This is a genomic window from Nocardioides caricicola (assembly GCF_039541135.1).
Taxonomy (GTDB): domain Bacteria; phylum Actinomycetota; class Actinomycetes; order Propionibacteriales; family Nocardioidaceae; genus Nocardioides; species Nocardioides caricicola.
The window spans coordinates 185676-211739 of sequence record NZ_BAABFQ010000001.1 but is presented as its reverse complement, the minus strand read 5'-3'; the positions used below and the strand labels follow the sequence as shown (position 1 = coordinate 211739).

Annotated in this window: 24 protein-coding genes and 1 tRNA gene; 18 read left to right on the top strand and 7 right to left on the bottom strand. The window is 70.1% G+C overall.

Going from position 1 to position 26064, the window contains the following annotated elements; genetic code table 11:
• The first annotated feature begins 7 nt into the window (after positions 1 to 7).
• From tmk to ABD875_RS01155, 3 genes are read left to right on the top strand one after another with little or no spacing between them, the layout of a single operon-like run.
• Positions 8 to 658, top strand: a complete 651-nt coding sequence (tmk, locus tag ABD875_RS01165) for a dTMP kinase (RefSeq protein ID WP_345170630.1) — start codon at positions 8 to 10, stop codon at positions 656 to 658.
• On the top strand, positions 655 to 1803 hold the full coding sequence (locus ABD875_RS01160; protein WP_345170629.1) for a DNA polymerase III subunit delta': 1149 nt from the start codon (positions 655 to 657) through the stop codon (positions 1801 to 1803). Before tmk ends, ABD875_RS01160 begins: the two co-directional genes overlap by 4 nt.
• Positions 1800 to 3353: an alpha/beta hydrolase gene (locus tag ABD875_RS01155; RefSeq protein WP_345170628.1), complete on the top strand. Its 1554-nt coding sequence runs from the start codon at positions 1800 to 1802 to the stop codon at positions 3351 to 3353. Before ABD875_RS01160 ends, ABD875_RS01155 begins: the two co-directional genes overlap by 4 nt.
• Before the next feature lie 55 nt (positions 3354 to 3408).
• Here ABD875_RS01155 and ABD875_RS01150 read toward each other — a convergent pair whose 3' ends face one another.
• A complete protein-coding gene (locus tag ABD875_RS01150; RefSeq protein WP_345170627.1) occupies positions 3409 to 4380 on the bottom strand; it encodes a TauD/TfdA dioxygenase family protein in 972 nt (323 codons plus the stop codon).
• A 178-nt stretch (positions 4381 to 4558) separates the two neighbouring features.
• On the opposite strand from ABD875_RS01150, the gene ABD875_RS01145 reads away from it, so the two are divergent.
• The 6 genes from ABD875_RS01145 to ABD875_RS01120 are packed head-to-tail and all read left to right on the top strand — an operon-like array spanning position 4559 to position 13243.
• Positions 4559 to 5752 (top strand): ROK family protein, encoded by a 1194-nt coding sequence (locus ABD875_RS01145; protein WP_345170626.1) that lies wholly within the window; start codon positions 4559 to 4561, stop codon positions 5750 to 5752.
• A gap of 60 nt (positions 5753 to 5812) precedes the next feature.
• Positions 5813 to 7390 carry an ABC transporter substrate-binding protein gene (locus ABD875_RS01140; RefSeq protein ID WP_345170625.1) on the top strand — a complete coding sequence of 526 codons (1578 nt, stop codon included), beginning with the start codon at positions 5813 to 5815 and terminating at the stop codon, positions 7388 to 7390.
• Positions 7391 to 8356 carry an ABC transporter permease gene (locus ABD875_RS01135; protein WP_345170624.1) on the top strand — a complete coding sequence of 322 codons (966 nt, stop codon included), beginning with the start codon at positions 7391 to 7393 and terminating at the stop codon, positions 8354 to 8356.
• A complete protein-coding gene (locus ABD875_RS01130; RefSeq protein WP_345170623.1) occupies positions 8353 to 9243 on the top strand; it encodes an ABC transporter permease in 891 nt (296 codons plus the stop codon). The genes ABD875_RS01135 and ABD875_RS01130 overlap by 4 nt, the downstream gene beginning before the upstream one ends.
• Positions 9244 to 9256: 13 nt before the next feature.
• The gene (locus ABD875_RS01125; RefSeq protein WP_345170622.1) at positions 9257 to 10900 is read left to right on the top strand and encodes a dipeptide ABC transporter ATP-binding protein; all 1644 of its coding nucleotides are present in this window, start codon (positions 9257 to 9259) and stop codon (positions 10898 to 10900) included.
• Positions 10901 to 10909: 9 nt separating this feature from the next.
• The gene (locus tag ABD875_RS01120; RefSeq protein WP_345170621.1) at positions 10910 to 13243 is read left to right on the top strand and encodes an arylsulfatase; all 2334 of its coding nucleotides are present in this window, start codon (positions 10910 to 10912) and stop codon (positions 13241 to 13243) included.
• Positions 13244 to 13247: 4 nt separating this feature from the next.
• Here the strand turns inward: ABD875_RS01120 and ABD875_RS01115 are convergent, their stop codons facing one another.
• Together ABD875_RS01115 and ABD875_RS01110 are read right to left on the bottom strand one after the other, a co-directional pair.
• Positions 13248 to 13640 (bottom strand): limonene-1,2-epoxide hydrolase family protein, encoded by a 393-nt coding sequence (locus ABD875_RS01115; protein ID WP_345170620.1) that lies wholly within the window; start codon positions 13638 to 13640, stop codon positions 13248 to 13250.
• A 19-nt stretch (positions 13641 to 13659) separates the two neighbouring features.
• Entirely contained in the window at positions 13660 to 14577 is a 918-nt protein-coding gene (locus ABD875_RS01110; protein ID WP_345170619.1) for a LysR family transcriptional regulator, read from the bottom strand.
• Positions 14578 to 14694: 117 nt separating this feature from the next.
• Here ABD875_RS01110 and ABD875_RS01105 point away from each other — a divergent pair, with 117 nt between their 5' ends.
• The 4 genes from ABD875_RS01105 (at position 14695) to ABD875_RS01090 (ending at position 17145) form a co-directional block, all read left to right on the top strand.
• A complete protein-coding gene (locus tag ABD875_RS01105) occupies positions 14695 to 14877 on the top strand; it encodes a hypothetical protein (RefSeq protein ID WP_345170618.1) in 183 nt (60 codons plus the stop codon).
• 142 nt (positions 14878 to 15019) lie between these two features.
• Positions 15020 to 15092 (top strand) — tRNA-Thr (locus ABD875_RS01100).
• A gap of 340 nt (positions 15093 to 15432) precedes the next feature.
• On the top strand, positions 15433 to 16221 hold the full coding sequence (locus ABD875_RS01095) for a hypothetical protein (protein WP_345170617.1): 789 nt from the start codon (positions 15433 to 15435) through the stop codon (positions 16219 to 16221).
• A gap of 216 nt (positions 16222 to 16437) precedes the next feature.
• Positions 16438 to 17145: a TMEM165/GDT1 family protein gene (locus tag ABD875_RS01090; RefSeq protein ID WP_345170616.1), complete on the top strand. Its 708-nt coding sequence runs from the start codon at positions 16438 to 16440 to the stop codon at positions 17143 to 17145.
• Positions 17146 to 17250: 105 nt separating this feature from the next.
• Here the strand turns inward: ABD875_RS01090 and ABD875_RS01085 are convergent, their stop codons facing one another.
• From ABD875_RS01085 to ABD875_RS01070, 4 genes are all read right to left on the bottom strand, one after another.
• A complete protein-coding gene (locus tag ABD875_RS01085; RefSeq protein ID WP_345170615.1) occupies positions 17251 to 17634 on the bottom strand; it encodes a DUF2218 domain-containing protein in 384 nt (127 codons plus the stop codon).
• Positions 17635 to 17670: 36 nt separating this feature from the next.
• Positions 17671 to 20079 carry a heavy metal translocating P-type ATPase gene (locus ABD875_RS01080; RefSeq protein WP_345170614.1) on the bottom strand — a complete coding sequence of 803 codons (2409 nt, stop codon included), beginning with the start codon at positions 20077 to 20079 and terminating at the stop codon, positions 17671 to 17673.
• 305 nt (positions 20080 to 20384) lie between these two features.
• Positions 20385 to 21056, bottom strand: a complete 672-nt coding sequence (locus tag ABD875_RS01075; RefSeq protein WP_345170613.1) for a DUF305 domain-containing protein — start codon at positions 21054 to 21056, stop codon at positions 20385 to 20387.
• 122 nt (positions 21057 to 21178) lie between these two features.
• Positions 21179 to 21643, bottom strand: a complete 465-nt coding sequence (locus tag ABD875_RS01070) for a hypothetical protein (protein WP_345170612.1) — start codon at positions 21641 to 21643, stop codon at positions 21179 to 21181.
• A gap of 1001 nt (positions 21644 to 22644) precedes the next feature.
• Here ABD875_RS01070 and ABD875_RS01065 point away from each other — a divergent pair.
• The 5 genes from ABD875_RS01065 (at position 22645) to ABD875_RS01045 (ending at position 26028) form a co-directional block, all read left to right on the top strand.
• A complete protein-coding gene (locus ABD875_RS01065; RefSeq protein ID WP_345170611.1) occupies positions 22645 to 22974 on the top strand; it encodes a TSUP family transporter in 330 nt (109 codons plus the stop codon).
• Between the two features lie 414 nt (positions 22975 to 23388).
• Complete coding sequence (locus ABD875_RS01060) at positions 23389 to 23844, top strand: hypothetical protein (RefSeq protein ID WP_345170610.1); 456 nt, start codon at positions 23389 to 23391, stop codon at positions 23842 to 23844.
• A gap of 95 nt (positions 23845 to 23939) precedes the next feature.
• On the top strand, positions 23940 to 24515 hold the full coding sequence (locus tag ABD875_RS01055; RefSeq protein WP_345170609.1) for a hypothetical protein: 576 nt from the start codon (positions 23940 to 23942) through the stop codon (positions 24513 to 24515).
• A gap of 56 nt (positions 24516 to 24571) precedes the next feature.
• Complete coding sequence (locus tag ABD875_RS01050; protein WP_345170608.1) at positions 24572 to 25150, top strand: TlpA family protein disulfide reductase; 579 nt, start codon at positions 24572 to 24574, stop codon at positions 25148 to 25150.
• Positions 25147 to 26028, top strand: coding sequence for a cytochrome c biogenesis CcdA family protein (locus ABD875_RS01045; protein WP_345170607.1), 882 nt, complete (start codon positions 25147 to 25149; stop codon positions 26026 to 26028). The genes ABD875_RS01050 and ABD875_RS01045 overlap by 4 nt, the downstream gene beginning before the upstream one ends.
• Positions 26029 to 26064: the final 36 nt, after the last annotated feature.

Below are 26064 nucleotides of genomic sequence, written 5' to 3'. Positions count from 1 at the left end.
TGTGCCCGTGAGCACCCCCGGGACCTACGCCGAGACCGGCGTGTTCGTCTGCTTCGAGGGTGGCGAGGGTTCCGGGAAGTCCACCCAGTCCGGGCTGCTGCGCGACTGGCTGACCGGCCAGGGATACGCCGTACGACTCACGTTCGAGCCCGGCGACACCGCGGTCGGCAGGCTGCTGCGCGAGATCGTGCTCAGCCCCGAGACCGGCGAGCTCTCCGACCGCACCGAGGCCCTGCTGTACGCCGCCGACAAGTCCGAGCACGTCGACACCGTGGTGATGCCCGCGCTGGAGCGCGGCGAGGTCGTGATCACCGACCGGTACGTCGACTCGATGCTGGCCTACCAGGGCGCCGGCCGCGCGCTCGACGTCGACGAGGTCGAGCAGGTCGCCCGCTGGGCCACCCACGACCTGCGCCCGCACCTCACCGTCGTCCTCGACCTCGAGCCGGCGCACGGGCTCGGCCGGTTCGACGAGCGAGACCGGATCGAGGGCGAGTCGCTGGAGTTCCACCTACGCGTCCGCGACGGGTTCCTGCGGATGGCGAAGGCCGACCCCGACCACTACCTCGTGCTCGACGCGCGCGCGGGCATCGACGAGATCGCGGCCGCGATCCGCGAGCGCGTCGCGCCGCTGCTCACCCGGGCGGCCCACGGATGACGGTCTGGGACTCGCTGGTCGGCCAGCGCAAGGTCATCGAGACCCTGGCCGCCGCGGTCGACGGGCACGGCATGAGTCACGCGTTCCTGTTCACCGGGCCTCCGGGCTCCGGCCGGTCGAACGCCGCGATCGCGTTCGCGGCCGCCCTGCAGTGCCACAGCAACGGCTGCGGTGGGTGCCAGGAGTGCCGCACCGTCCTGGCCGGCAGCCACCCCGACGTCGAGGTGGTGCGGACCCAGAAGCTGTCGATCGGGGTCAAGGAGGTCCGCGACCTGGTCCGGCACTCCGCGATGGCGCCGGTCGGTCGCGGCTGGCAGATCATGATCGTGGAGGACGCCGACCGGCTGACCGAGCAGGCCTGCAACGCGCTCCTCAAGGCGATCGAGGAGCCGGCCCCGCGCACGGTCTGGATGCTCTGCACGCCGACGGTCGAGGACGTGCTCCCGACGATCCGCTCGCGCTGCCGGCTGGTCACGCTGACCACGCCGACGGCCGCGGACGTCGAGGAGTTCCTGCTGCGCACCGAGGGCATCGACCCCGCGCACGCGGCGTACGCCGCTCGCGCCAGCCAGGGCCACATCGGGCGGGCCCGGGCCCTGGCGCGCGACGAGGACACCCGCAACCGGCGCCGCGCGGTGGTGGCGATCCCGGCGAAGCTGACCTCCCTCGGCGCCTGCATGGACGCCGCGGCCAGCCTCAACGAGGTCGCCAAGCAGGAGGCCGAGGTGATCACCGCCGACCTCGACGCCCGCGAGAAGGTCGAGCTCGACGCGGCGTACGGCGTCGTCGAGCGCGGCCGCCGGCCGAAGGAGTACGCCCCGGCGCTGCGCGAGATGGAGAAGGACCAGAAGACCCGCGCCAAGCGACGCCACCTCGACGTGGTCGACCGCGGCCTGATGGACCTGGCGTCGGTCTACCGCGACGCGATCGCGCTGGCGGCCGGGTCGGGCACCACGCTGGTCAACGAGGAGATCCGCCGCGACGTGGAGCTGCTCGCGCGGGTCTCGACGCCGGAGACCAACCTGCGCCGGATCGCCGCGATCTTCGAGGCCCGCGAGCAGATGCTGGAGTTCAACGTCCAGCCGCCGCTGGCGCTGGAGTCGATGATGCTGGCCCTGGTCGCGCCGGAGGCGAGGGCCGGATGACGATCCGTCGCGCGGTCGCGCTCCTCGTCGTGCTGGGCCTGGTCCTGGGCTCGGCGCTCACGGCCGCGGTCGTGCTGCTCGCCGACGACAGCCCGTCCGCGAGCCCGTCCGGCGTGCCGACCACGACCCCGGAGCCCGGCGCCACCGACGCGCCGAGCCCCGACCTCGCCCCGTTCTACTCCCAGCAGCTCAGCTGGGACTCGTGCGGTGACGGCAACCTGTGCGCGCTGCTCACGGTCCCGCTCGACTACGCCGACCCGACCGGCGAGACCATCGAGATCGCGGTCCTCAAGGTGCCGGCCTCCGAGCCCGGCGACCGGATCGGCTCGCTGGTCGTGAACCCCGGTGGCCCCGGCGCCCCCGGCACCGACTACGCCGCCAACGCCGCGCAGGTGTTCCGCTCGCCGATCACCGACGTCTACGACGTCGTCGGCTTCGACCCGCGCGGCACCGGCTCCAGCGCGGCCGTCGACTGCCTGACCGACGAGGACCTCGACGAGTACGTCGCCGAGGACCCCGACCCCGACACCGACGAGGAGGTCGCGCAGTACGAGCACTGGGTCGAGGCGTTCGGCGCCGGCTGCGCGGACCGCTCCGGCGACCTGGCCGCGCACGTGACCACGATCGAGGCGGCCCGGGACATGGACGTCCTCCGCGCGGCGCTGGGCGAGTCCGAGCTGGCCTACTTCGGGGCGTCGTACGGCACCAAGCTCGGGGCGACGTACGCCGACCTGTTCCCCGACCGGGTCGGGCGGCTCGTGCTCGACGGCGCGGTCGACCTCTCGATCTCCTCGCGCGAGCTGAGCCTCGAGCAGGCCGCGGGCTTCGAGACCGCGCTGCGGGCCTACGTCCAGCACTGCGTCGACGAGGGCGACTGCTTCCTCGGCGACTCCCTCCAGGACGGGCTGGACCGGATCAAGGGCTTCCTCGACGAGGTCGACGCGCAGCCCCTCGACACCGGCGGCGACCGGCTGCTGGAGGTCGGCAACGCCTTCTACGGCATCGTGCTGCCGCTCTACAGCCGCGACTACTGGACGATCCTCGACGAGGCGCTGCAGGCCGGCTTCGACGGCGACGGAGCGGTGCTGCTGCAGCTCTCCGACCTCTACAACTCGCGCGGCCCGGGCGGCTACACCGACAACAGCTCCGAGGCCATCTACGCGATCAACTGCCTCGACGACCCGTACGCCATCACGGCCGAGGAGGTGCCCGCGAACCTCCCCGACTTCGAGGAGGCCTCGCCGACCTTCGGGACCGTGTTCGCGTGGGGCCTGATGAGCTGCGGCGGGATCCGCGTGCAGTCGACCGAGCCCGAGCGCGACGTGCGCGCCGCGGGGGCGGCGCCGATCGTGGTCATCGGGACGACCCGCGACCCGGCGACGCCGTACGACTGGGCCGTGAACCTGGCCGAGCAGCTCGAGTCGGGCGTGCTGATCAGCCGCGACGGCGACGGCCACACCGGCTACAACTCCGGCAACGACTGCGTCGACGAGGCCACCGAGGCGTACCTCATCGACGGCGCGGTCCCGGAGGACGGCCTGTCCTGCTGACATGACGAGGCCCCGGAGAGGGTGCGTCCCCGGGGCCTCGGATCAGGGGTGAGCGTCAGCTGATCAGCTCGTCGAGCCGGGAGTACGCCGTGGCGTCTCCCTTGACGACGCGGCTGGTCTCGCCGTCGATGCTCACCGGCACGTCGCCCGCAACGGTGATCCGGCGGACCTCGCGGTACTGCTCGTCGAAGTCCGCGACCGCGTAGTGCTGCGTGGCGCGGTTGTCCCAGATCGCGACGTCGCCCTCCGCCCAGGTCCACCGGACCGTGTTCTCGAGCTTGGTCACGCGGGCCTGCAGGAGCTGGAAGAGGTTGTGCGACTCGGCGCTGTTGAGGCCGACGAAGCTCTTCACGAAGTGGCCGAGGACGAGCGAGCGCTCGCCGGTCTCCGGGTGCACGCGCACGACCGGGTGCTCGGTCTGGAAGAGCACCTTCGTGAACTCCTTGCGGCTGAAGACGTTCTCGCGGTCGTGCTCCTGCTCGGCCTTCTCCGACTGCGCCGCGTAGTCGTAGTCGTTGGTGTGCAGCGCCCACAGGTTGTCGACCAGCGCCTTCAGCGGCGCCGGGAGGGTCTCGTACGCCGTCACGGTGTTGGCCCAGTTGGTGGTGCCGCCGTACGCCGGGATCGCGACGCCGCGCAGCACGCTGAACGCCGGGACGCGGTCGACGAACGTGACGTCGGTGTGCCAGGAGTTGGCCGCCATGCCTTTGTTGGCCGCGAGCGCCAGCACCCGCGCGCTGCCGGTGTTGACGGTCGGGTGGGCGGTCGTGAGGGGGCCGAGCAGCTCGGCGAACGCGATCTGGCCCTCGTCGTCGAGGTGGTTCTGGCCGCGGAAGAACACGACCTTGTGCTCGAGGATCGCGGACCGGATCGTCGCCACGGTCTCCGGTGTGAGGTCGCCGGCCAGGCGGACGCCGTCGATGCGGGCGCCGATGCGGCCACCGATCTTGGTCACGGTCACGCCGGTCGCGGGGCCGGTCGTGGGGCTGGTCGCAGTGCTGGTCTCGCGGTCGAGGCTGATGGTCATGGGAGTCCTTTCTCCTGAGGTACTGCCGCAACTGTCCGGAGCCCGGCGGCCCGGGAGAAGGGTTTCTCTCACGGTGAGGCGAATGCGTGTCGTGGTTTGAGACCGCGCCGGGCATCCGCTATTAATCACTTATTGTCAATCAACACACACGACTTTGAGGAACGAGAGAGGGTGCGGGGTGCAGCGGTCACCGATGGTCGTCATCTCCCGGGGCAGGCTCGCCCCGGCGGCGACGCGCGTCCTCGAGGAGCTGCGTGGTTCCGGCCCGCTCGCCCGGGACCAGCTGAGCCAGGCGACCGGGCTCAGCGGGGCGACCATCGCCCGGGCCGTGACGGCCCTCGCCTCCGCCGGGATGGTCCGCGAGCGCCGCGACCTCACCTCCAGCGGCGCGGTCGGCCGCCCTGGTACGCCGGTGGAGATCGACCCCACGACGTACGTCGTCGTCGCGGTCCACCAGGGCGTCCTCGAGACCACGGTCGCGCTGACCGACCTCGCCGGACGGGTGGTGGCGAGCGAGTCGCGTCCCCACCCGCTCGGCGGGCGAGTCGACCTCGAGCTGATCGGCCGGCTCGCCGCGGGCCTGCTCGGGGCGTCCCCCGGTCGGGTACCACTGTCGGCCGGACTGGTGGCGCCGTGGCGCGACCTCGGCCTCGACCAGCAGCAGACCGGCGCCGAGCTGCAGGAGATCCTCGGGCTCGACGTCGCGACCGCCGACCACATCGCTGCGGTCGCGGCCGCCGAGTTCATCCATCGCCGGCACGGCGTCGGCGGCATCACCACCTACGTGTACGCCCGCAACTCGGCGGGCTTCGTGATGGCGGTGGACCGTGGCTCCCAGATCGAGGTCTCCCGGGTCGGGAGCCTCACCCACTTCCCGGCCGGCACGGACGTGCCCTGCCACTGCGGCCACGCCGGCTGCCTCTCCGCCAGCGCCGGCGACCAGGTGCTCGCCCAGGAGGCGTACGCCGCCGGGCTGGTCGAGCGTCCCCGGATCGAGGAGGTCTACCTCGCCGCGACCGCCGGGTCCGAGCACGCGACCGCACTGCTGCGCCGGCGGGCCCGGCTGCTGGGGCGGATCGCGGCGACCGTGCGCGACATGGTCGATCCCGACCGGCTGATCCTGGTCGGGCAGGCGTTCACCGGCTACCCACCGCTGCTCGACGACGTGGTCGCGTCGTTCGACGCGACCACCCGGCTGCCGGCCCTGCGCCCGACCTTCACCCGCTTCGGGGCCGGGATCCAGGCGGTGGCCGCCGGCACCGTCGCCCTCGGTCCGGTCTACGACGACCCGATCGCGGCCGCGCCGCGGCGCGCGGCGCCCTCGGGCCGATGTCAGGGCGCCGCGCCCTGCGCCGAGCACGCGCTCGCCTGACCGTCACCTCCATCCAGATCTGCACAGCCCCTGTGAAAGCCCTGCCGAAAGGACGCCCCCGTGCGTAGAGACCATCGTTCCCCCATCGTGCGCAGCCTGGCCCTGGCGGTCGCCGGCGCCCTGGCCGCCAGCGTCCTGACCGCCTGCTCCTCGGCCGTCGGCGAGGCCGACAACGGCGGCTCGAGCTCCGCCCCGGCCGACGGGGGCGTGCTCAAGATCGGGTCGACCTCGGACATCGTCCCGGCCACGATCTTCACCAACTCCTCGGACTCCACCAACACGCTGATCGGCGCGGTGTACGAGAGCCTGGTCGACTACCCGCTCGACAGCCTCGAGCCGCAGCCGCGGCTCGCGACCTCGTGGCAGCTCGCGGACGACGGCAGGTCCCTCACCCTCCAGCTGCGGGACGACGTCACGTTCCACAGCGGCCGCGAGTTCACGAGCAAGGACGTCGAGTTCAGCATCAAGACCTGGGCCGACCCGGTCTGGACCGTCCAGCTCCAGCGCACCGCCGCCGCCGTCACGGGCTTCGACACCAGCGACCCCCACGCGATCACCCTGGAGTTCGCGCACCCCCTGAGCAACGTCTTCGACCTGCTCGACATGCTGCCGATCATCGACAGCGAGAGCATCGGCGAGCTCCAGGAGGGCAAGGCGTACGTCGGCACCGGTCCGTTCGTCTTCGAGTCCTGGACGCCGAGCTCCCAGCTGGTGTTCTCCCGCAACGACGACTACTGGGGTGAGCAGCCGCACCTCGACGGCATCGAGGTCGACATCGTCGCGGACCCGCAGGCGCAGGTCTCCCAGCTCCGCTCCGGCCAGCTCGACCTGGTGACCGGGGCGTCGTACCGCGACCTGGAGACGCTCAGCAACGACGGCAAGTTCGACGTGACCGGCTTCGAGGGCGCGGCCCAGCAGATCTACGTCGGCGCCGACCTCGCCAACCCGCAGCTCGACGACGTCGAGCTGCGCAAGGCGATCGCCTACGCGGTGGACCGGGAGCGGATCGTCGACGAGGTCTTCCGCGGCAACGCCGAGGCGATCAACCTGCCGTGGCCGGACTACTCGCCGGCGTACGACGCGGCAGCCAACGAGACCTACGCCTACGACCCGGCGAAGGCCAAGGAGATCGTCGCCGGCCTCGGCGACCAGCCGGTGCTGCCGCTGGCCTACCCGGCCGGCAACGCCAACTACGAGTCGGTCGCGCAGATCGTGCAGGCGAACCTCGAGGCCGCCGGCCTCGAGACCGAGCTCCAGCCGACGGAGTACAGCCAGTTCATCAAGCAGCTCATCGGCGGCACCTTCGGTGGCCTGTGGATCCTCCAGCACGCCTACGCCCACTACACGCCGTCGACCCTGGCGGTGAGCGCCTACCCGTTCAACGCCGACAAGAACGCCTCGCACTTCGAGTCCGCGGAGTACAAGAAGCACGCCGAGGCGGCGTGGACGGCGAAGAGCGGGACCGCACCCGAGGCGATCGAGAGCTACCAGGCCCTGAACAAGGACCTGCTCGACAACCTGTTCCTGATCGAGCTCGCGCTGCTGCACTTCCAGGTCGCCTCGGCGCCCGACGTGCAGGACTTCACGATGTCCAAGCGCGGTGAGCTCGACTTCCGCTCGACCTACCTGGCGGACTGAATGGGTGCCTACCTGGTCCGGCGGGTCCCGTCGGCGCTGGTCGTCCTGGTGATCGCCTCGTTCGCGATCTTCGCGATGGTGCGGCTCGTGCCGGGCGACCCGGTCGCGACGCTGGCCGGGCCGGACGCCACCCCCGAGGCCCGGGCGGCGATCGAGGCCGACCTCGGGCTGGACCAGCCGCTCGTGTCGCAGTACGTCACCTGGCTCGGCCAGCTCGCCCACCTCGACCTGGGCACGTCGTACCGGATCGGCGGGCAGGTCTCGGACCTGGTCGCCGACGGTGCGGTCAACACGATCGTGCTGACCGTCGCCGCCCTGGTGCTGGCCGTCGCCGTCGCCCTGGTCTCGAGCGTGCTCGCCGTGGTGCTCGACAAGAGCTGGGTCAACGCCGCGCTCTCGTTCGGCAACACGCTGGCGATCGCGCTGCCGACGTTCGTGACCGGGCTGGTGCTGATCCTGCTGTTCGCCGTGGTGTTCCCGGTGCTGCCCGCCGGCGGCACGCCACCGGACGGCTTCATCGCGCGTCCCGACATCGCCGTGCAGTACCTGCTGCTGCCGGCGGTCTGCCTGGCGCTCGGGGCCGGGGCGGCGCTGACCCGGTTCCTCACCGAGGCGCTGCGCACCGAGATGCGCCAGCCCTACGTCACCACGGCGCGGGCGCTGGGCATCTCCCGGCGCCGGATCGTCCTGACCCAGGCGCTGCGCAACGCGCTGCCGTCGACGGTCACGGTGCTGGGCATCCAGTTCGGCACCCTGCTCGGTGGCGCGGTGCTGGTCGAGGCGATCTTCACCTGGCCGGGCCTCGGCGGGCTGATCGAGGACGCCATCTCGGGGCGGGACTACCCGCTGGTGCAGGTGCTGCTCCTGCTGTCGGTCGCGGTGTTCGTCGTCGTCCAGCTGCTGACCGACATCGTCCACGCGTGGCTCGACCCGCGCGTCCGCATCGCAGGAGGGGGCACGGCATGAGCGAGTCCTTCATCGACGTCGCGGCGCCCGAGGTCCAGGCGCCGCATCCCGACGAGCAGTTCGACCAGCGCCGACGTCCGAGCATCTGGTCGGCCCTGCGTCACGGGAAGGGGCTCGTCGGGGTGATCCTCGTGGGCGCCGTCGTGGCGCTCGGGCTGCTCGCGCCGCTGCTCGCCCCGCACGCACCGACCGAGCAGATCGCGGGTGCGAACCTGGTCGGACCGTCCGGGGCGCACTGGTTCGGCACCGACGAGGTCAACCGGGACATCTTCTCGCGCACGCTCTACGGCATCAGGACCGACCTGATCGTGGTGTTCCTGGCGGTGCCGATCGGCGCGAGCATCGGCATCCTCGTCGGCCTGGTCAGCAGCTGGTGGAGCTTCACCGACGTGATCGCCCAGCGGGTCTTCGACCTCGTGCTCGCCTTCCCGACCCTGATCCTGGCGATCGCTCTCACGGCGTTCGTGGGGCCCGGGCTGCGCACGGTCTTCTTCGTCATCATCGCCGTGGAGCTCCCGGTCTTCGGGCGGCTCACCCGCACCTCGGTGCGCACGGTCCGGGAGATGCCGTACGTCGAGGCCGCGCACGTGGTCGGCGCCGGCTCGCTGTGGCAGCTGCGTCGCCACGTGCTGCCCAACTCCATGGAGCCGCTGCTGGTCCAGCTCGCGGTGTCGATGTCCGTCGCGGTCTTCATCGAGGGCGCGATGAGCTTCCTCGGACTCGGCGTACGTCCACCCGAGCCGTCGCTCGGCTCCCTCATCCGCGACGGCGTCCGGAACATGTACGACGCGCCGTTCTTCGCCGTCGGACCGCTCGCCGTCGTCGTCGTGCTCGTCCTCGGCCTCCTCCTGGTCTCCCAGGCGCTCGCCGAGGCGCGCCGTGCGTAGCAAAGGAACTGCCATGACCGCACCTGTCCTCGAGGTCACCGACCTCGCCATCTCCTTCGCGCACCCGCGTCCCGCCGTCGTCTCGGTGAGCATCACGCTCGGCGAGGCCGAGGTGCTGGCGCTGGTCGGCGAGTCCGGGTCCGGCAAGTCGATGACCGCCCGAGCCGTCATCGGCCTCCTCCCCGAGGGCGCCGTGGCGACCGGCTCCGTGCGGTTGCGGGGGGAGGAGGTCCTCGGCCTGCCGGAGGACCAGCTGCGCCGGATCCGCGGTCGCCGCGTGGCGATGGTCTTCCAGGAGCCGCAGACCGCGCTCAACCCCGTGCGCACCATCGGCTGGCAGCTGAGTGAGGCGCTGCGCGCGCACGGCAGGGTGCGCGGCAAGGCGGCCCGCGAGCGCGCGATCGAGCTGCTCCGCGAGGTCGAGATCCCGGACCCCGAGGAGCGGCTGGGCTTCTACCCCCACCAGCTCTCCGGCGGCCAGAAGCAGCGGGTGGTGCTCGCGCTCGCGCTGGCCAACGAGCCCGAGCTGCTGCTCGCCGACGAGCCGACCACCGCGCTGGACGTCACCGTGCAGGCCGAGATCCTCGCGCTGCTGCGCCGGATCCGGGACCGCACCGGGACCAGCATCGTGATCATCACCCACAACATGGGCGTGGTCGCCCACATCGCCGACCGCGTGGTCGTGCTCCGGCAGGGCGAGGTCGTCGAGGAGGCGGAGACCCACGAGCTCTTCGCCCGCCCGCGGCACTCCTACACCCGGCAGCTGCTCGCGGCGGTCCCGCGCCTGCCCGTCCCCGGGGAGATGCACGCCGTACCGGAGCCGGAGGACTCGGCCGGCGTCCCGGCCCTGGAGTACGACGACGTGCGGGTCCACTACGGCTCGCGGATGCGCGGGCGGGTGCTGCCCGCGGTGGACGGCGTCACGCTCCGGCTCGACCGCGGCCAGGTGCTCGGGCTCGTCGGGGAGTCGGGGTCCGGCAAGACCACGCTCGGCCGGCTCGCGGCCGGCCTGGTGCCGCTCGCCGGTGGCCGGGTCCGGGTCGGCGGTGAGGACCTCGCCGCTGCCCGGGGGCGCCGTCGCGTCGACCTGCGGCGCCGGCTCGCCTTCGTGCACCAGGACCCCGAGGCCTCGCTCGACCCGCGCTTCTCGATCGGCGACGCGATCCGCGAGCCGCTGGACGTGCACGGCGTCGGGAGCAGGAGGTCGCGCGACGAGCGGGTGCTCGAGCTGCTGGACGCCGTCCGGCTCCCCGCGTCCTTCCTGCAGCGGCGACCGCGCGAGCTCTCGGGCGGCCAGCGGCAGCGGGTCGCGCTCGCGCGGGCGCTGACCCTCGACCCCGAGCTGCTCATCGCCGACGAGCCGACCAGCGCGCTCGACGTCTCGGTGCAGGCGGAGGTGCTCGAGCTCTTCGCGAGCCTGCAGCGCCGGCTCGGCTTCGCCTGCGTCTTCATCAGCCACGACCTGGCCGTCGTGAACAAGGTCGCCGACCAGGTCGCCGTGCTGCGCGCCGGGAAGGTCGTCGAGTCCGGCCCGGCCGCGCGGGTGTTCGGCGACCCCGCCCACGAGTACACCCGCCGGCTGCTCGACGCCGTGCCCGTGCCCGACCCCACCGTCCGCGACGCCACCGGCCCGGCCCTGCGTCAGCACATCGCCTAGGAGATCCCCATGGACCGCACCCACCTCCCCTTCGACGGCGCCCGCCCGGCGTACGACGCGGCCGTCGACGTCCGCGACCAGCGCGGCGACCTGCCCGACCGCCCGCTCGCGCGGGCTCCCCAGGGAGCACCGAACGTGCTCCTCGTGCTGCTGGACGACATGGGCTTCGGTGCCTCGTCCGCCTTCGGTGGGCCGTGCCGGATGCCGGTCGCCGAGCAGCTCGCCGACGGCGGGCTGCGCTACAGCCGCTTCCACACGACCGCCCTGTGCTCGCCGACCCGGGCGGCCCTGATGACCGGCCGCAACCACCACGCGGTCGGGATGGGGACGGTCGTGGAGATCTCGACCGGGCGACCGGGCTACGACGCGACCCGCCCGCTCAGCGCCGGCACCCTCGCGCAGACGCTGTCCTACAACGGCTACGCGACCGGCGCGTTCGGCAAGTGGCACCAGACCCCGTCGTGGGAGCAGACCGCTGCCGGGCCGTTCGACCGGTGGCCGACCCGCGAGGGCTTCGACCGGTTCTACGGCTTCCTCGGCGGGGAGGCGAGCCAGTTCGAGCCGACCCTGGTCGAGGGGACGACGTTCGTCGACCCGCCCCGCACCGCCGAGGAGGGCTACCACCTGTCCGAGGACCTGGTCGACAAGGCGATCGCCTGGGTGCGCGAGGTCCGCACCCACGCGCCCGACAAGCCATGGTTCTGCTACCTGCCGTTCGGCGCGACGCACGCGCCGTTCCAGGTGCCGGAGGGCTGGGCGGAGAAGTACCGCGGCGAGTTCGCGCACGGGTGGGACCGCCAGCGTGAGCTCACCCTCGAACGGCAGAAGGAGCTCGGGGTCGTGCCCGCCGACACGCAGCTCGCACCGTGGACCCCCGGCGTCCCGCACTGGGACGAGCTCTCCGACGACGACCGCCTCGTGGCCGAGCGGCTGATGGAGCTGTACGCCGCCTTCGCCGAGCACACCGACGCGCAGGTCGGCCGGCTGGTCGAGGCGCTGCGCGAGGCCGGCGAGCTCGACAACACCATCGTCCTCTACATCCTCGGTGACAACGGGGCCTCGGCCGAGGGCGGCATCGAGGGCACCCTGAACGAGACCCTGCGCCTCAACGGCATCGAGGACGACACCGCGCGGATCCTCGGCCAGCTCGACACGCTCGGCACGCCCGACAGCTATGCGCACTACCCGACCGGCTGGGCGGTCGCGATGGACACGCCGTACCAGTGGACCAAGCAGGTCGCGTCGCACTACGGCGGGACCCGCAACGGCCTGGTCGTGCACTGGCCCGACGGGATCGCCGCGCGCGGCGAGGTGCGGCACCAGTGGCACCACGTCGTCGACGTGCTGCCGACGCTGCTCGAGTCGGCCGGTGTCCCGGTCCCGGCCGTGGTCGACGGCGTCGAGCAGCAGCCCCTGGACGGCGTGTCGTTCCGGTACTCCTTCAACGACGCAGGAGCTCCGGAGCGGCACGTCACGCAGTACTTCGAGATGTTCGGCAACCGCGGCATCTACCACCACGGCTGGACCGCGGTCGCCAAGCACAAGACGCCGTGGGCGACCGCCCAGCGCGACACGCCGCCGATGGCGGAGGACCGGTGGGAGCTGTACGACACCCGGTCGGACTGGAGCCAGGCGCACGACCTGGCCGAGACCCACCCCGAGCGGCTGGCCGAGCTCCAGGAGCTGTTCCTGGCCGAGGCGCGACGCAACCACGTGCTGCCGATGGACGACCAGCTGTCCGGGCGGTTCGACGCCCGCACGGCCGGCCGGCCGGCGCCGCCGCAGCGGATCCGGCTCGCAGCGGGAGCCGGGCGGCTGCGCGAGGACGCCGTACCCAGCCTGAAGAACACGTCCTTCGCGATCCGGGCGGCGCTCCTCGCGGACGCCGGCACCGAGGGCGTGGTCGTCGCCCAGGGCGGCGGCTTCGGTGGCTGGTCGCTCTACGTGAAGGACGGGCTCCTGACCTACGCCTACAACTTCGGCGCGGTCTCGGTCACCCACGTCCGCGCGACGTCACCGCTGCTCGCCGGGGAGCACCTCGTCGAGGTGCTCTTCGCCTACGACGGCGGTGGTCTCGGCCTGGGCGGCGACGTCCGGCTCGTGGTCGACGGCGAGAAGGTCGGCGAGGGGCGCGTCGACCGGACCCTGCCGTTCTTCTACTCGATGGACCAGACCCTCGACGTCGGCATCGACCGCGGCACGCCGGTCACGCCGGACTACGGCCGCGCAGCCCGCGGGTTCGCGTTCACCGGCACCCTCCGCGAGGTGGTGATCGAGGCGGGCGACGACGCCCTCCAGCCCTCCGCCGACCAGCTCCTCAAGGCGACCCTGGTGACGCACTGAGGGGCTAGCGCCCGCCGAGCATCCGGCCCAGCCCGACCAGCCCGGAGCCCATCAGCTCGAGCCAGCTGAACGAGTCGTCCCAGACCGCGATCCGCCCGTCCTTGAGCTCGAACGTGCCGCGCACCCGGAACGACGTGCTCCACGAGCCGTAGCCGAGGACGTCGGTGCGGTCGGTGAGCACCACGTCGTCGTCGGCCGCGACGTGGTGCCACTCCACCGCGAAGGTGACGCCTCGGCGGACCATGTCGCGCAGCATCGCGTGGACCCGGTCGCCGCGGTAGGTCGGCATCCCGGTGTTGCGCCACTCGACGCCGGGGTCGAGCAGGACCAGCGCCTGCTCGATCTCGTGGCGGGACAGGTGATCGAGGAAGTCTCGGACGGTCTGCTCGGCGGCCATGCTGCCACCGTAGGCCGGGTCACAAGGGTTCGGCGATGGCCTGGATCCGCGCGGTCGCCAGCTCGATCATCAGCCGGGCGGCCGGCGAGAGGGTGGCGCCGGTGCGGTGCACGACCGAGAACGTGTCGTACTGCCGCGGCCGCAGGGTCGTCCAGGTCGCCTTCGGGGCCAGCCGGGGGAGCAGCTGGAGGGCGGCACCCTTCGGGATCACGGAGTCGGCGTAGCCCAGACCGACGAGCTCGACGGCGGTCTCGATGTCCTCGACCTCGATCCGGGTCTGCGGGTTGCGGCCGGTCTCGTGCAGCATCCGGCGCAGGGTCTGTCGCGTGGAGTCGACCGCGCGGTACGTCGTCTCGGCCATCACCAGCGAGGCCAGGGACAGCCGGTGCGCGGTGACGGGGGTGGCGGTCCGCGCCGGGTCGGCGCTGATGTAGACGAGCTCCTCGCGCGCGACCGGCGTGACGGTCATGCCCTCGCTCTCGACGGTGGCGACGGCGAGCATCGCGGCCTCCAGTCGGCCGCGGCGCAGGTCCTCGGCGACCTCGGTGGAGTTCTGGCCGACCAGCTCGACGCGGACCCCGGGGTAGCGCGAGAGGACGTCGGCGATCAGTCCCGCGCCGGCGTACAGGCGGGCGATGCCGAACATCCCGAAGCGGATCGTGCCGGTCTCGAAGCTCTTCACCTGCTGCACCGACTGGCGGGCCTCGTCGACGCTCGCCAGCACCCGCTCGGCGTGGGGGCGGAGGGTGTCGGCGACGGTCGTCGGCACGACCCCGCGGCCGACCCGGCGGAACAGCTGGACGCCGAGCGTCTTCTCCAGGCCGCGGATCTGCTCGGACACCGACGGCTGAGCGTAGCCGAGCTCCTCGGCCGCGGCGGTCAGCGACCCGTGCTCGTACGTCGCCAGGAAGCAGGTGAGCTGGTGCAGCGAGAGCATGGTCACAACACTAGGTGATCCCTATGGATTCCAAAGGAAAGCAAGGCTATCCCTATGTCTACAAGTGTCGAACAATGGAGCTGTCACCGAATGCCGTCTTCCGAGGGAGGGTCCCCCATGTTCGACCACAAGTGCACTGCGTGTGCCAAGCGCCAGCTGATCTTCCCGAGCCAGATCACCGACATGGCGACGACCGGCGCCGGCATCGTCGTCCGGTTCACCTGCTGGTGCGGCGCCGAGCAGTCGATGCTCACCGGCAAGTCCTCGACCACCACGTCGAAGGTCGTCCTCGCCGCCTGACCCCAGAGCCCTCCGCGGGGCTCGGCGTTGTCGCGTTCGCCGAGTCGCGAGGAGCCCGGACGCCGGTCCTGGTGCCGTTTTCGCGCACCGGACCGGCGTCCGTATACTTCTCCGGGTTGTCCAGCCTCGCGCGGGACAGCGCGCCGCCTTAGCTCAGTCGGTAGAGCATCTCACTCGTAATGAGAAGGTCGTCGGTTCGATTCCGACAGGCGGCTCAGGCAAGAACTGCTCCTGACCTGGCAAGACTCTGGGTCAGGAGCAGTTCTCGTTTCAGACCTCATTCAGCCGATTCCGGTGCTGAATCCGGTGCATGGACTCGCTGAGGAACATCCTCTCGGCACGGTCGAGAGGTCTACGCCGAAGGCGAACTGCAACCGAAACTGCAACCGGCGCAGAAGCCGGTGGGGCCGGTCTCTGGCGGTCACCGGCGACTATCGGTGGTCGAAGGAGTCGGGGCATGGCTCGTGCGGCTTATCAACTTTTCGGTCGTTTATCTGGTCCGCACCATGTGCAACTCGCTCATTGCCGATGCTGATTGGTCATAGCCTCCGAACTGTGGACGACGTTGCCGCGATGGATGCCGTGATCCGCGAGAACACGGAGAAGATCTGGCCCGAGGTCGTCGGCTGGAACCAGCGCGTCGCCCGGGCCTGGTACCCCGCGAAGGGGAGCGAGCTCGCGGCTGACGACTCCGCGGTCCCATCACTGGCTATTTCGCTCCTCGTCCGCATCAGCCTGGCCACCGCCTCCCAGCACCTGATGAGCGTCATCCAGCACCTCCACCACTTCGGGCCGACCACGCTCTCGCTCCACTCCATGCTGCGTACTGCAATCTGGGGAGGGGCTCAGGCCGTGTGGCTGCTCGAAGACGACGATCGGGACGAGCGGGCCAAGCGAGCGACGCAGGTCGAGTGGTACTCCCGGGACAACTACCGGATGTGGCTCAACCTGTTCAACGAGGACACGCCCGCGTCGCGGAGTCGTCAGAGCTGGGCCGACGCGAAGGACGATGCTGCGGGTCGCCTCGCCGCGCTGGGCGCCAAGCCTCCGAAGGTCGACCAGACCGGTGTCGTCCGTGCCGTGGCCAAGCGTGTGTACGCGGGCAGGCCGGGCGCTGGAACCGAGTCCGAGAACGTCTGGCGGTCGCTTGGCGCGATCGCGCATGCCCTTCCCTGGGAGCTGGACACCAGGTTCGCAGTCGACGACGAAATCGGCGACGGCCTTACCAACCGCACGATCACAGCCACGTGGTCTGACTACGCGGGCTCCCTCCAAGACGCTCACGAGTTCACTCGGCACGGTTGGATACTTCTCGATCGCCGTGGCGCTGCACCTGTGGACTAGCGGCTCCTGACACGCCGGGTGACAGCTCTCGACGGGAGCGACCTGTGTGGACAGCACGAATCGCGGCCTATCCGAAGGACGACCGCACGACGACCGCACGACGTGAGCAACCGCACGCTCTGCCGACGTGAGTAGCGATCGCCGTCTCGCGTAGCATCAACGTTGAAAGGGAGTAGTCCCCAACAGCCGCGTCGACACACTGACCCTTCGGGTCCGGTGCGGCAGGCCACCCACCCGGTGGCGGACGAGACTTTCGACCGGTACAGCGACCCCAACAAGGACGCGCACGGTCGAGAGGGTCGCGTCCGCGTCGGTCTCCTCGGCTGGGCCAAGGAGACAAACACGATGTACGCCTTCCTGCTCTCAACCGCCGTCATCTTCGTGGCCGAACTCGGCGACAAGAGCCAACTGATGGCCATGACGTTCGCGGCCCGCTACAGGGCTCGGGACGTACTGATCGGCATCACCGCCGCTACCGCGATCGTGCACCTGGCGTCGGTGGCCATTGGTGCCTTCATCGGTGACGCGTTCGCCGACTACCAGGGCGTCATCACCCTGGTGGCCGGGATCGCGTTCCTGGTGTTCGCAGCCTGGACCCTGCGCGGTGACGAGCTGACCGAGGAAGAGGCCGACAAGGCGCGTAGCAGCCGCGGGATGGCGATCGTCGCAGTCGGCATCGCGTTCTTCCTCGCCGAACTCGGCGACAAGACGATGCTCGCCACGATCACCCTCGCCACCCAAGAAGGCTGGTTCGGCACCTGGATCGGCTCAACGCTAGGCATGGTCGCCGCCGACGCGCTCGCGATCGGGGTCGGAGCCGTGCTTGGAAAGCGCCTTCCCGAACAGGTGATCAAGTACGGCGCGGCGGCACTGTTCGCCATCTTCGGCATCGTCCTGATCGCCGGGGGCGCGGGCTGGATCTAGTGGCGATGGGCGCGCCTGCCGTGCAGCGCCCCTGTGGTCGGCTGAACGCCCACGAACTGCAACGGACGTTCGCGAACTGCAACCAGAGCTGCAACCAGCTCGGACTCAGTCGAGAGGTGCGATCCGTTCGGTCGTCTCCGATGTGCCCCAGACCAGTGACAGCTTGTCGCGTCGACCAATGGTTTCGACCCGGTGAGTGAGCAGGCGCTGTCCTTGTGCCAGGTCCTGGGGGTCGTCGGCATGCAGGTGGAGGACGAGCTCGGTCGGATCGGCCGTGAGGTCGCATCGTCCCCAGTCGAACTCGACAAGAGCATGATCTCCGGTGCGCTCGACCCGTCGAACCGCCGGCGCGGGACCATGTCCTGCGCCCGGATCGTGAGCCCCGCGTCCTGCCGACGGGCCGTGCTGGAGATGACCGAGGTGCTCGCAGATCTGCGACAGGTAACGGTCAGCGCGTGAGGTCGCGACCCTTCCCTCGACGGTGGGCATGTTCGCGTTCCTTCCTGGCGTTTGCTCGGGTGAGCTTCAGCCCAGACGAGTGGTGCGGAGCCGTAGGGCGTTCGCGATGACGCTGACCGACGACAACGCCATCGCGGCAGCTGCGAGCATCGGAGAGAGCAGCCATCCGAATGCCGGGTACAGAACGCCGGCGGCGATGGGGATGCCGGCGGTGTTGTATCCGAAGGCCAGCCAGAGGTTGCTGCGGATGTTGCCCATCGTGGCCTGGGAGAGCTGGCGCGCCCGGACGATGCCGGTGAGGTCGCCGTGCAGCAGGGTGATGCCGGCGGACTCGATGGCGACGTCGGTGCCGGTCGACATCGCGATGCCGACGTCGGCGCCAGCGAGAGCGGGCGCATCGTTGGTGCCGTCGCCGGCGAATCCCACGATGCGTCCCTCGGCGCGCAGGGAGGCAACCACGTCGGACTTCCGGTCGGGGAGGACTTCGGCTTCCACTCGGTCGATACCCAGCTGTGCGGCGACCGCATGGGCCGTGACCGGGTTGTCGCCCGTGACCATGACGACGTCGATGCCGGCCTCGCGCAGCCGGGCGAGCGCGGCGGCGGTGGTGCGCTTGACCGGGTCGGCGATGGCCAGGACTCCGGCGAGCTGGCGGTCGACCGCGACGAAGACAGCAGTCGCTCCCTCTCGACGTAGGTCGTCGGCCTGTGCGGCTAGCGGGCCGGCGTCGACGCTGAGTGAGTCGAGGAATCCGGCACTGCCGACCGCGACCGCGCGGCCCTCGACGAGTCCGGTGACTCCCTTACCTGCGGGCGCATCGAACTCATCAACCCCAGGAAGCGCACGCCCTGGGGTCGCGCCGGCCGCATCGCTGGCGGCGGTGACGATAGCCCGGGCCAGCGGATGCTCTGACGGCTGCTCGACGGCACCTGCCAGCAGCAGCAGCTCGTTCTCGTCGTAGCCAGCGGCGGTCACGACACGAGTGACCGCCGGCCTGCCTTCGGTCAGGGTGCCGGTCTTGTCTACCGCGAGCGTGTTGACCTTCTCCAGCCGTTCGAGTGCGGCAGCGTTCTTGATGAGTACACCGGCCTGCGCGCCGCGGCCAACGCCGACCATGATGGACATGGGCGTAGCCAGCCCTAGCGCACATGGGCAGGCGATGATGAGGACGCTGACGGCGACGACAAGGGCGTGCGCGAACTTGGGGTCCGGGCCCACCGTGGCCCAGACGGCGAACGCGACGACCGCCGCGAGGATGACGGCCGGCACGAACCACGCCGAGACCTTGTCGACGAGTCGCTGGATCGGTGCCTGGGACCGTTGAGCGTCGGCAACCATCTGCACGATGCGGGCGAGCATCGTGTCCCGCCCGACTGCGCTGGCCTCGATCAGGAGAGTGCCGCCGGCCGTCAGTGTGCCGCCGATGACGGTGTCCCCGGCTGCCTTGGTGACGGGCATTGACTCACCGGTCACCATGGACTCGTCGACCGACGACCGACCATCGATGACGATGCCGTCGACCGGGACCTGTTCGCCCGGGCGGACCCGGAGGCGGTCGCCGGTCTGCACCTGATCAAGTGAGACATCGGACTCGACACCGTTGGCGTCGACGCGGTGCGCTGTCTTCGGCGTCAGGTCCAGGAGTGCCTTGATCGCTCCTGAGGTTCGCTCGCGGGCTCGGAGCTCGAGGACTTGGCCGAGGAGCACGAGTGTGGTGATCACTGCGGCCGCCTCGAAGTACACCGGGACGACGCCGTCCATCGTGCGGAACGAGTCCGGGAAGATGTCGGGCGCGACCGTGGCGATCACACTGAACAACCAGGCGACCCCCGTGCCCATCGCGATGAGCGTGAACATGTTCAGCTTCATCGTCCGCACGGACGTCCATCCCCGCGTGAAGAACGGCCAACCTGCCCACAGCACGACCGGCGTCGCGAAGGCGAGCTGCAGCCATGCGTTCACCCGACCTGAGATGGCGTCGGCGATGAACTCGAACAGTTCCGTGCCCATGCCGAGGATGACGACCGGGATGGACAGGGCAACTGCGATCCAGAACCGGCGGGTCATGTCGACCAGCTCCGCGCTGGGACCGTCGTCGGCGGCGACCGTCACCGGCTCCATCGCCATGCCGCAGATGGGGCAGGTGCCGGGTCCGATCTGCCGGACCTGGGGATGCATGGGGCAGGTGTACTCGGCCCCTCCTGCGCGGGCAGGCTCCGAGCCGGTCGCGCCGATTCCACTCGAGTCGGCGGCGAGATAGCTCTCCGGGGCCGCTACGAACTTGTCGCGGCACCGTGCCGAGCAGAAGTGAAAGGGCTGACCGTCGTGCTCCGCGGTCGGCCCGCCTGCGGCCGGATCGACCTCCATGCCACAGACGGGATCAGTCGCCGCGATTGCCGCAGCCGACCCATGCGCGTGGTCGTGGCCGGAGTGATCGTGTTCGTGAAGACCGTGGTTGCCGTTCTTCTCGCCCATAGCTCGCACCATACCCCTGGGGGGTATCCATCTCAAGGGCCTTTGGTCCAGTCGGTCCAAGACGAGTACCCGGTCGACTTCGCTCGACGACGTCTGTCGGTCGAGTTCGCCGCTGAACAGTCCATCGTCGGTCGCGGCGTACCAACGGGGTCCCGATGACACTCAACGCACTCGGTTGGCCGGACAGGCAGCGGGGGAGGTCCGGGGACATTCTGCGTTCATGAACTCGGGCTCGCTGCGAGCTCGGTCTAGTCGCCGAATGTTCACGACCCGTGGCGGACGTGGTGCAGAGCGACTGGGCCGGGTCAGCCGAGCAGCCCCTCCATCAGCTCGATCTCGGTGTTCTGGGCCGACTCGATGACTTCGGCAAGCTCCATGGCATCGGAGAAAGTGCCGTCCTCCTGCTCGGCCCGTGCCATCTCTACGGCGCCCTCGTGGTGTCGGACCATCATCTCGAGCCACATGTCTTGGAACTCCGCATCCGAGGCGTCCTGCAGCTCGTCCATCTCCTCTGCGGACATCATCCCGGGCATGTCGGAGTGCTCCATACCTTCCATCTGCTCCGACATGTCGTCACCCATGTCGTGGCCGGCGTTCGAGTGATCCCGCATCGTTTCCGGGACGTCCTCGTCCCACGCGGTCAACCAGTCGACCATCATCTCGATCTCGGGGCCCTGCGCGGCCCGAATGTCATCAGCAAGCTGCTGAACTTCCGGGTCAAGAGAGCGACCTGCGGTCAGATCCACCATCGAGAGGGCCTGGGCGTGGTGCTGGATCATGTCGGACGCAAAGGAGACGTCCGCCTCGTTGAAGACGTCGCCGTTGGGCGCCGTCTGGCTCGCCGACGGTGAGCCGTCGCTGGAGTCGTCGCCGCAGGCGACAAGGGTGCCACCGAGCATCGCCGAGAGGGCGACGGCTGCCGCGACGCGACGTGCCGACGATCGGGGCGCGAACTTCGTGTGGGTGTGATTGGACATGGTGGGGTCTCTCCTGTTGGCCAAGGGTGGAAAGGGGTCGCGGAATCACCGCCGCGTGAGACGTCCCGCGAGCCCGCCCAATGGGGGGACTCGGTGCATGCAGGAGCGGCGGTGTCGGACTCTCAGCACCGCTGGATGGAGAGCAGCCTCAGATCGGGCGGGGCAGGACTGCGCGCCCGCGCCCAGAACGCCGTTGCCCCAGCCGAGGCCACGGAGTCGACGAGCGCCTGCCGAATCCGCGCCCACACGCCGACACGCCAGGCGGCCACTCCAAGGAGGAGAAGCGTCGCGAGGACGGCCAAACACATCGCCGCGACCAGGGCGTCGTCGTCGCTTCGATGGTGGCCGCCGTGCCCATCGGGCGGGGTGCTTGTCGTCCTCGCAGCGCGCGAGCCGGAAGCACTCGCCCCGGCGTCGGCAGCATGCGTAGCCGCATGTGCGAACGCGGGCGTATCCATCGTGCTCATCGGCGAACGCTGCGCCACATCGATCGGCGGGCCGCCAACGCCATGTGCGGAGAGCCCGTGCATCGCCAACAGGCCGCCCAGAGCGACGAGCAGCACCAGCCATCGGCCAGCCGTGCTCATCAGGCTTCGGCCGGCTCCTCTTGCTCGCACCGGATCTCCCATCGCCGACATCGTAGGTCGCCCGCCAACCCTGCACGCCTTCGCAGTGTGGCCGGTGCCAACGCGCGCGACATTCAGCAGGCGGCAGCCGCCTGACTGAGCGGGCACAATGGGTACAAACCCAACGCACTCGCTGAGGAGGCTGGCATGACGGCCTCGATCGTCCTGGTCGCCTTCGTGATCGTCGTCGCGGCGTTCGCGACCATGAGTTCACGGCAGACTCGGGGGCGTGGCTGCTGCGCGCCGGCAGACCCAGCGGCCGATCTACGAATGAGGGACGCCCTGATGGACAGGTCGCCTTCCACCGAAGGCCGCCCGCAAGACTGACCCTGCGCCACCGCTGCGTTAAGCGCCCGGATCTCCGATGCCATCTGCCGCCGACTGGTCACCGACGCTCAATCAGCCCGCCACGCGATCACCATGCTCCGGAGCACCGCGAGGATCGACCCGCGACCAGCGATACCGTCTGCGCATGAGCGCGTCCGCTGCATCTCCAGCCGCTCCCAGCGCGCTGGCGCGCTCGAAGTCCGCGGGATTCGCCGGCGGAGCGGCCGTGGGACTGCTCGGCGGCTTGGTCGGACTGGCGGCGCGGAGTTCCGACTCCCCCTGCTCCTCGGCGTCTTCGGGTTCGCAGCACTCGCAGCGGTGATCATGAACAAGGCGATGAGCATTGTCGTCGTCACGGTTGCAATCCCCGCACGCCTGACCGCCGTGCCCTTCACAGACATCGCCGACGAATGGACCGCCGTCCTCAACCTCCTGGCCGGCAGCCTCGTCGGAGCCTGGGTCGGAGCAACCTGGGCAACCCGAATGGCCTCAGCCACCCTCTACAAGGTCCTGGCAGTCCTGCTGGTCTTCATCGCAGGCATCTTCACCGCCGAACGAATCGGCACCATCCCGACCCTCGAGCTGACCGACACGGTTCAGGTCCTGGCCGGAGTGATCGCCGGCTCGGTATCGGCATGGTTGCCGCACTCCTCGGCGTCGCAGGCGGCGAACTACTCATCCCGACCTTCGTCCTCCTGGTCGCGGTCGACACCAAACTCGCCGGATCCCTCTCACTCCTGGTCTCACTGCCCACCATGCTGGTCGCATTCTTCCGCTACTCACGCGACCAAGCCTTCACCGTGCTGGCCGCCAACAAGAGCTTCGCGATCGCGATGGCCGTCGGCTCAGTCACAGGTTCGATTGCCGGAGCACTGCTCCTCGGCATCGTGCCCGAACAAGTCATCGTCCCGCTGCTGACCGCCCTGCTCCTCTACTCAGCCGCGAAGGTCTGGCGCCACACCTGACCAAGCTCAGTCCGGCGCTCGACGACGGAGGGGGATGCATCGACCGTGCGTCTAAGTGGGCGGTTGGGTACCTCTCAATCGCCGTGGCGCTACAACTGCGGACTAGCGCTCCGGCCAGATAGCAGCTCCCGTCGGAACGTCCTAGGTGGACAGCGCGGATCGCGGCAGACGCGGATCCTCGTCAGGCGCAGCGGTTGGCACGCGCTGCCACTGCGGATGCAGTCGCTGCCACGACCCATAGACGCCGCGGCTTGGCGTGACGCGCTCGCGCGCTGAACAGCGAGGGATCGACGTCACGTTGGCAGCGGGGCCGCTGGTGGGCGATGGGAAGCGACCTCTCGGTACAGTGAAGCCATCATGTGGTCCTCGGCCTCCGCGGCTTCCCGGGGCCGACTCGCGCTGCGACCGGCCTGGGTGCTCGCCGTGCTCGTAGGCTTCTTCGCGATGCCGGCGTGCGCGACTGTTGCCACCGCGTGCTTCGGGCAAATGGAAGCGATGAGCCTGACCACAGTCACCTCGGTCGAAGCCGCGGCATCCACGTTCACGTCCAGCGTGTCGTCGGTGCTGGAGTCTGGCCGGTCGCACGAGGTTGGAACTGTCCGTCCGGCTTCGACCTCGGCGAGTTCGGAGGCCGACCGCACCGGCGACCAGGCAGTCGTGGCACTCTCCGGCGGGGGCATGCGAATGACCCTGCTGGGAACGTGCCTGACGGTCCTGATGGTCGGCGTCGGCGCCGCATTCTTGTGGCTGCGCGGCAGGCGTCGGAGACGACCGGGTTGGATTCATCCACGCTCCGTCGTGGCGGGCGCCGGACCGGGCCGGCAGCCGGACCCGCCGTCGTTGCTGCACCTGTCCATTCGGCGTTGCTGAGCAGCAACTCGCGACAACGACCCATCGAACGTGGCCGTCGTCGCGGTTGAACTGCCCCGTTGAACTGCCCGAACAGACACAGAGAGTTTCATCCCGTGAGGACATCCCCGTTCGCTGCGCTCGCGTTCACCGCAGCGCTCACCCTGACCGCGTGTGGCTCCGCGGACAGCCCCGGCGGCGGTGCCGCCCAGCCCGACCCGACCCCGTTGTCTCAGGGTGCCGCCGTCCAGGACGGCCTGGACGGCACCTCCATGCCTCCCTGGCCCGCCCCCACCGACGTTCCGGCCCGTGTCGCCGCCGCGCGCCTCGACCTCGGCCCGATGGGCACCGCCGAGCACTACCACCCCCAGCTGAGCATCGTCATCGGCGGCACCGAGGTGCCGGTCGCGGCCAACATCGGCGTCGACCCCAGCACCGGTGCCATGTCTGCGCTGCACACCCATGACGGTGACGGCACCATCCATATCGAGGCCGACACACAAGGCGAGGTGTTCACCCTCGGCCAGTTGTTCACGCAGTGGGGAGTGAGGCTGACCCGACACCAGATCGGTGGCGTGCGTGCTGAGCCCGGGCAACTAGTCGAGTTGACCAGCAACGGGTCGAAAGTCACTGGTGACCCGATGGACCTTCGGCTCGAACCGGACCAGCAGATCGTGCTGAGCCTGCGATGACGGGGACAGCCGGGAGGAGCAAGAGGCTGCGGCCGGTTCTGGTTGGCGCTGTCGTGGTGGCACTCGCCGCCGTGCTGTGGTGGCAGGTCGAACGGTGGGGCTCCGGCTCGTCGTCCGATGGGGAGCAGTCGGCCGCGAGTGCAACGTCGGGCCTGACCATGTACCCGCCCGGGGAGCGGGCGGAAGCGCCGGACCTGGAGGGGCGGACCCTCGACGGTGCTGAGTTCAGCCTGGATGAGCTTGTCGGCCATGTGGTTGTCATCAACGTGTGGGGCTCGTGGTGTGCCCCGTGCCGTGCCGAGACACCAGACCTGGTGCGGGTGGCCGGCGAGACGTCGGACCGAGGAGTCCGGTTCGTCGGCATCGATACCCGCGACAACCTTGCTGCGGCGAAGGCGTTCGCCGCAAAGTTCCGGGTGCCGTACCCGAGCGTGTTCGACCCAGACGGCCAGGCTCTGTTGGCCTTCCAGTCGGTCGTCCCGATCGCGGCCGTCCCCAGCACGGTGGTGGTCGACGCGGACGGCAACGTCGCCGCCCGGGTCATCGGCCGGGTCACCTACGCCACCTTGAGCGGTCTCATCGACGACGTCGATGGTGGCAGTGGCGGCACTGACGACGAGGGGGGCGCACGATGACGCTGCTGACTGCCGACCCTGGGCAGGTTGTCGCGTATGGCCCCCTGCTGCTGGCTGTACCGGTTGCGATGGCGGCCGGTCTGGTGTCCTTCCTGAGCCCGTGCTGCTTGCCGCTCGTGCCCGGCTACTTGGCTTATGTGACCGGTGCCGGCGGAGCCGATGCGGAGCAACGGTCTGCCGCCGACGATGCCGTCGTCGATGCTGCTGACACCGCTCGAGTTTCTGCTACGGGAGCCGCTGCTGGACCGCTCACGGCTCGCGGACGACTTCGTGCACCCAGGCGGCTTCACGCACCTAGCCGGCCCGTGGTCGGGGCGGCCCTGTTCGTGCTCGGGTTCGCCGCGGTGTTCACCAGCTACGGGGCCGCGTTCGGCGCTGCTGGCGCGTTCCTCATCACCCATCAGGATGCAATCGTCAGGGTTCTGGGGGTTCTGACCATCGGGCTCGGTCTCATGTTCGCCGGCGCGCTCGACAAGATGCCGCTCGTGAGCCGGTCGTTCCGGCCCGGCGCCAAGCCCAGGGTCGGTGTCGCCGGTGCACCGCTGCTCGGAGTCATGTTCGGCATCGGCTGGACCCCGTGCATGGGCCCAACCCTGGCCGCGGTGCTCGCCTTGTCGGTCAGTACCGGTGGCGCTGGGCGCGGAGCGCTGTTGTCATTCGCGTACAGCCTCGGCCTGGGCGTCCCGTTCCTCCTGGCGGCGTTGGGTGTCCAGCGGGCGTTCACGGTGTTCGCGTTCGCCCGTCGCCATGCTCGGGCCGTGACCCGCATCGGTGGCGCCCTCCTGGTCGTCGTTGGCGTCCTGCAGGTCACCGGCCTGTGGATGGTGATGATCTCGCACCTTCAGGTGCTGGTCGCGAACTGGCAGACGCCACTATGACCAACGGGCACCGTGCCGAGGACAGCGCCCCGACTG

What these genes read in the sequence shown, in the direction of transcription:
- ABD875_RS01160 (WP_345170629.1), top strand. Translation starts at nt 655, where the DNA reads ATGACGGTCTGGGACTCGCTGGTCGGCCAGCGCAAGGTCATCGAGACC.
- ABD875_RS01155 (WP_345170628.1), top strand. Translation starts at nt 1,800, where the DNA reads ATGACGATCCGTCGCGCGGTCGCGCTCCTCGTCGTGCTGGGCCTGGTC.
- ABD875_RS01150 (WP_345170627.1), bottom strand. Translation starts at nt 4,380, where the DNA reads ATGACCATCAGCCTCGACCGCGAGACCAGCACTGCGACCAGCCCCACG.
- ABD875_RS01135 (WP_345170624.1), top strand. Translation starts at nt 7,391, where the DNA reads ATGGGTGCCTACCTGGTCCGGCGGGTCCCGTCGGCGCTGGTCGTCCTG.
- ABD875_RS01130 (WP_345170623.1), top strand. Translation starts at nt 8,353, where the DNA reads ATGAGCGAGTCCTTCATCGACGTCGCGGCGCCCGAGGTCCAGGCGCCG.
- ABD875_RS01125 (WP_345170622.1), top strand. Translation starts at nt 9,257, where the DNA reads ATGACCGCACCTGTCCTCGAGGTCACCGACCTCGCCATCTCCTTCGCG.
- ABD875_RS01120 (WP_345170621.1), top strand. Translation starts at nt 10,910, where the DNA reads ATGGACCGCACCCACCTCCCCTTCGACGGCGCCCGCCCGGCGTACGAC.
- ABD875_RS01115 (WP_345170620.1), bottom strand. Translation starts at nt 13,640, where the DNA reads ATGGCCGCCGAGCAGACCGTCCGAGACTTCCTCGATCACCTGTCCCGC.
- ABD875_RS01110 (WP_345170619.1), bottom strand. Translation starts at nt 14,577, where the DNA reads ATGCTCTCGCTGCACCAGCTCACCTGCTTCCTGGCGACGTACGAGCAC.
- ABD875_RS01105 (WP_345170618.1), top strand. Translation starts at nt 14,695, where the DNA reads ATGTTCGACCACAAGTGCACTGCGTGTGCCAAGCGCCAGCTGATCTTC.
- ABD875_RS01085 (WP_345170615.1), bottom strand. Translation starts at nt 17,634, where the DNA reads ATGCCCACCGTCGAGGGAAGGGTCGCGACCTCACGCGCTGACCGTTAC.
- ABD875_RS01080 (WP_345170614.1), bottom strand. Translation starts at nt 20,079, where the DNA reads ATGGGCGAGAAGAACGGCAACCACGGTCTTCACGAACACGATCACTCC.
- ABD875_RS01075 (WP_345170613.1), bottom strand. Translation starts at nt 21,056, where the DNA reads ATGTCCAATCACACCCACACGAAGTTCGCGCCCCGATCGTCGGCACGT.
- ABD875_RS01070 (WP_345170612.1), bottom strand. Translation starts at nt 21,643, where the DNA reads ATGAGCACGGCTGGCCGATGGCTGGTGCTGCTCGTCGCTCTGGGCGGC.
- ABD875_RS01065 (WP_345170611.1), top strand. Translation starts at nt 22,645, where the DNA reads ATGGTTGCCGCACTCCTCGGCGTCGCAGGCGGCGAACTACTCATCCCG.
- ABD875_RS01045 (WP_345170607.1), top strand. Translation starts at nt 25,147, where the DNA reads ATGACGCTGCTGACTGCCGACCCTGGGCAGGTTGTCGCGTATGGCCCC.